General features: G+C 67.1%; 6 protein-coding genes. 2 read left to right on the plus strand and 4 right to left on the minus strand.

Annotated elements, in window-relative coordinates:
• A partial coding sequence (locus ACRDTL_RS19545) for an LLM class flavin-dependent oxidoreductase (protein WP_431508353.1) occupies window positions 1-371 on the minus strand: 371 nt, incomplete at its 3' end.
• A 45-nt stretch (window positions 372-416) separates the two neighbouring features.
• Here ACRDTL_RS19545 and ACRDTL_RS19550 point away from each other — a divergent pair.
• Window positions 417-830: a VOC family protein gene (locus tag ACRDTL_RS19550; protein WP_431508348.1), complete on the plus strand. Its 414-nt coding sequence runs from the start codon at window positions 417-419 to the stop codon at window positions 828-830.
• Between the two features lie 50 nt (window positions 831-880).
• Window positions 881-1,267, plus strand: a complete 387-nt coding sequence (locus ACRDTL_RS19555; RefSeq protein WP_431508349.1) for a VOC family protein — start codon at window positions 881-883, stop codon at window positions 1,265-1,267.
• On the opposite strand, the gene ACRDTL_RS19560 is transcribed toward ACRDTL_RS19555, so the two are convergent.
• The 3 genes from ACRDTL_RS19560 to cysC all read right to left on the minus strand — a co-directional run.
• Window positions 1,264-1,737: an Rrf2 family transcriptional regulator gene (locus tag ACRDTL_RS19560; protein WP_431508350.1), complete on the minus strand. Its 474-nt coding sequence runs from the start codon at window positions 1,735-1,737 to the stop codon at window positions 1,264-1,266. The two genes, ACRDTL_RS19555 and ACRDTL_RS19560, sit on opposite strands and share 4 nt — an antisense overlap.
• Before the next feature lie 30 nt (window positions 1,738-1,767).
• Entirely contained in the window at window positions 1,768-2,496 is a 729-nt protein-coding gene (locus tag ACRDTL_RS19565) for a 3'(2'),5'-bisphosphate nucleotidase CysQ (protein WP_431508351.1), read from the minus strand.
• The coding region (gene cysC, locus ACRDTL_RS19570; protein ID WP_431508352.1) for an adenylyl-sulfate kinase at window positions 2,493-4,160 on the minus strand (1,668 nt) is incomplete at its 5' end. The genes ACRDTL_RS19565 and cysC, both read right to left, overlap by 4 nt.

The raw sequence follows: 4,160 nt of genomic DNA on the forward strand, positions 1-4,160 counted from the left end.
CGTTTCATCACCGCCACCCGATCGGCCATATCGCGCATCGTCTGCGTCGCCGGGTCCGCGCCGACCGCACGGTAGTCCTCATGCCGGCCGCCCACACCGATGCCCACGGTCAGCCGCCCGCCGCACAGCATGTCCCCGGTCGCCAACGCTTTGGCCAGCATCACGGGGTCGTGCAACTGGGGCACGATCACCGTCGTCGTCAACCGCACCCGGTCGGTCCAGGCGGCCAGCGCGCCCAACAGCGTCACGGTCTCCGGGTTGCCGAACGCGATGCGCTCGCCCCAGCACAGCGACGCGAACGGGCCGGCGTCGATCGCACCCGCCCAGTCCCGCAGCAGGCGGGCATCCAGTTGGGGCTCCATTACCGGCATCATCATCGCTATCTGCACGACCGCAATTCTGGCAGCATAGCCGGCGTGGCGATTACCACTACCTCCATCGCACATGTCCGGCTCACCGTCACCGATATCGAGCGATCCCGGCAGTTCTACGAGAGCGTGTTCGGCTGGCCGGTCCTGCTTGAGATTCCCGCCAATGCCGACGAGGCGACCCGCAACCAGCTGGGCTTCTTGTTCGGCGGCGTCATCTACGACCTCGGCGGCACGCTGATCGGGCTGCGGCCGGTCGCCAGCGACCGCTTCGACGAGAACCGCGTCGGCCTGGACCACGTCGCGTTCCGGGCGGCCAGCAAGGCCGAATTGGAGGCGGCGGCCAAGCATCTCGACGACCTGGGCATCCACCACGAACCGGTCAAGGACATCGGTCCGTCATACATTCTGGAGTTCCGCGATCCGGATAACATCGCCCTGGAGCTGACCGCACCGAAGTAACGGTTTTGCCATTGTGGCGGCATGCCCAGAGTGGTTGACTGGCAAGCACAATGGCAATTGCTTTCAACCACACCATCGTCGCCGCCCGGGACAAGCGGGAATCCGCAGAATTCTTGAGCGAGCTGTTCGGGCTGCCGAGCCCGGTCCCATTCGGCCACTTTCTGGTCGTCACGCTGGAGCACGGCGCCAGCCTGGACTTCGCCGATGTGCCCGACGGCGAAGAGATCCGGCCGCAGCACTACGCATTCCTGGTTTCCGAGGACGACTTCGATGCGATCTACGGCAAGATCGCGTCGCGAGGGCTCGAGCACTGGGCCGACCCCCGTGGCGAACGGCCCGGCGAGATCAACCGTCGGGATGACGGTCGCGGTGTGTACTTCCGCGATCCCGGCGGGCATTTCCTGGAGATCCTCACCCGGCCCTACGGCTCAGGCTAGCGCGGGCCGCGGCGCTCGCGCTCCTGGCCGCGGTAGTCGTCGGCAAGCTGCCCCACGTGTTCGGGCAGGTTCCCGGCGGCGACGTCGGCCACCGTCGTTTGCTCCAGCACCGAGCGCATGCTGGCCCGCAGCGCCCGCCAGACATCGGTCAGCGCGGTGGTCGGACCAGAATAGGGCAGATCGCCCAGACCGATGTCGCGCACGCTGGCCAGCGGGCCGTCGATGCAACGCAGCACGTCGGCGACGCTGATCTCGGTTGCGGGACGGGCGAGTTCATAGCCCCCGTCGCGGCCACGGTGGCTGCGGACAAGGTGATCGGTGCGTAGGTCGGACAAGATGTCGACCAGGAACTGCGGGGGAATGCCCTGGGCATGTGCCAAATCGTCGGTCTTGACCAACACGCCGCTGTCGGAGGTCGCGAGCTGCACCATCGCGCGAACCGCATACTCCGCCTTGGCCGACATCCGCATGCTGTGGATTCTGCCACTGGCCCTCCGCGGTCAGCCGGTCACAGCCAGCACCGCGTCCGCGTACTCGGGACGGCACACCACCAGATCCGGCAGCCGCGGGTCGGCCCGGTTGTACTCCAGCGGCGACCCGTCGATGCGCGAGGTGTGCAGGCCGGCGCCACGGGCCACCGCGACCGGCGCCGCGGAATCCCATTCGTACTGCCCGCCGGCGTGCACGTACACATCAGCCAGTCCCTGGATGACCGCGGCGACCTTGGCCCCGGCCGATCCCATCGCCACCAGGGTGCCGCCGAGCTGGTCGCGGACCCGTAGGGCGATTGCCGGTGGGCGGGTGCGGGAGACGACGATCCGCGGCGGTCCCGGCTGCGGCGATGGCGGCTCAACATCGGGCGTGGCCAGTGTGACGCCCTGCGCGGGCAGCGCGACCGCGCCGGCCGCCAGCTCCCCGGAATGCCACAGCGCGACGTGGACGGCCCAGTCCTCGCGGCCGAGTTCGGCGAATTCCCGCGTGCCGTCCAGCGGGTCGACTATCCATACCCGTTCGGAGCGCAACCGCACCGGATTGTCCGCGCCTTCTTCGGAAAGCACCGCGTCGTCGGGTCGTTCGCGGGCCAGCGCGTCCACCAGGTAATCGTGGGATCGCTTGTCCCCCGCTGCTTTCCGCTCGGCCTCAACCGCGCCGGCCAGCTCGTCGCGCACGGCCAGCAGCAGCTCCCCGGCTTGAGTGGCCAACCGAGCAGCCAACTCGTGGTCGCTCACTCTCGAGACTCGAGCAACTCGATGACGCGCTGCGCGTGTTCGTCGAGGGATGGTCCGGGCACCAGGCGCAGGTCGGGGTTCTTCGGCCGCTGATACGGGCTGTCGATACCGGTGAAATGTGTGATCTCGCCCGCGCGCGCCTTGGCGTAGAGGCCCTTGGGATCTCGTCTTTCGCAGTCCTCGAGCGGCGTATCGCAGAAGACCTCGACAAAGTCGAGCCCGGCGTCAGCGTGTATCTGGCGCGCCAGTTCACGGTGCTCGGCCAGCGGGCTGATCGCCGGCACCAGGACGGTGTGTCCGCTATCGGCGAGTAGTGACGCCACGTGCGCCAGCCGGCGCAGGTTTTCCGCCCGATCGGCCATGGAAAACCCCAGATCGGCGTTCAAGCCGTGCCGCAGGTTGTCACCGTCGAGAACATAAGCGGGGACTCCTTTTTCGAGCAACTTCTGTTCCACCAGCATGGCCACCGACGACTTGCCCGAACCGGATAGCCCGGTGAACCACAGGGTACGCCCCCGGGCCGTCCGATCTTCTGCGGTCACCGACGACTGGTGCCGCACCGTATTCGGGCTCGACGTGCGGGCCGAAGCGTCACGCAGCACCATGCCCGCCGCTACCGTGCCGTTGGTGTCGGGGTCGATGAGGATGAACGACCCGGTACTGGCATTGCGGGTGTACTCGTCGAGCAGCAGTGGCACCTGGGTGCGCAGCGAGATGCGACCAAGTTCATTGAGCTGCAATGCCGTCGCGCTCTTGTCGCGGTGCAGCGTGTTGACGTCCAGCCGGTAGACCAGCGCGGTGATCCTCGCGCGAGTTGTGCGGGTGGTGTGCTTGAGGACGTAATCGCGGCCGGGTTCCAATGGCGAGCCGTCCGCCATCCAGCACGCCGTCGCGTCGAACTCCTGGCTGACCCTCGGTTGATTGGTGGGTCGGGCGATCATGTCGCCGCGCGAGATGTCGATGTCGTCGGCGAGGCTCACCGAGACCGCCATCGGCGGAAACGCTTCCGCCACCGGCCCGGTCGCCCCGTCGATCGCACTGATCCGGGTGGACTTACCCGTCGGCAGCACAACCACCTCATCACCCGGGCGCATTACCCCGCTGGCCACCGTGCCGGCGTAGCTGCGGTGGTCTTGATGCTCGCGGGTCTGCGGCCGGATGACGTACTGAACCGGGAAGCGGACATCGACCATGTTGCGGTCGCCGGCGATGTACACCTCTTCGAGGTGCGACAACAACGCCGGCCCGTCGTAATAGGGTGTCTTGTCGGACTTGGTTACCACGTTGTCGCCGTGCAGCGCCGACATCGGGATGGTGGTCACGTCCTGCACGTCCAGGCGCGTGGCGAAGGCGTGGAACTCGTCGCGAATCGCCTCGAAAGTCTCTCGGTCCCAATCGATCAGATCCATTTTGTTGACCGCCAGCACAATGTGCTGGATGCCCAGCAGCGATGCCAGGAAGGTGTGCCGACGTGACTGCTCGAGCAGGCCCTGCCGGGCGTCGACCAGGACGATCGCCAGTTGCGCGGTGGATGCCCCGGTCACCATGTTGCGGGTGTACTGCACGTGCCCGGGGGTGTCGGCGATGATGAATTTCCGCTTGGGCGTGGCGAAGTAGCGATAGGCGACGTCAATCGTGATGCCCTGCTCGCGCTCGGCACGCAG

The sequence above is a fragment of the Mycobacterium sp. genome (assembly GCF_050700595.1).
GTDB lineage: Bacteria > Actinomycetota > Actinomycetes > Mycobacteriales > Mycobacteriaceae > Mycobacterium.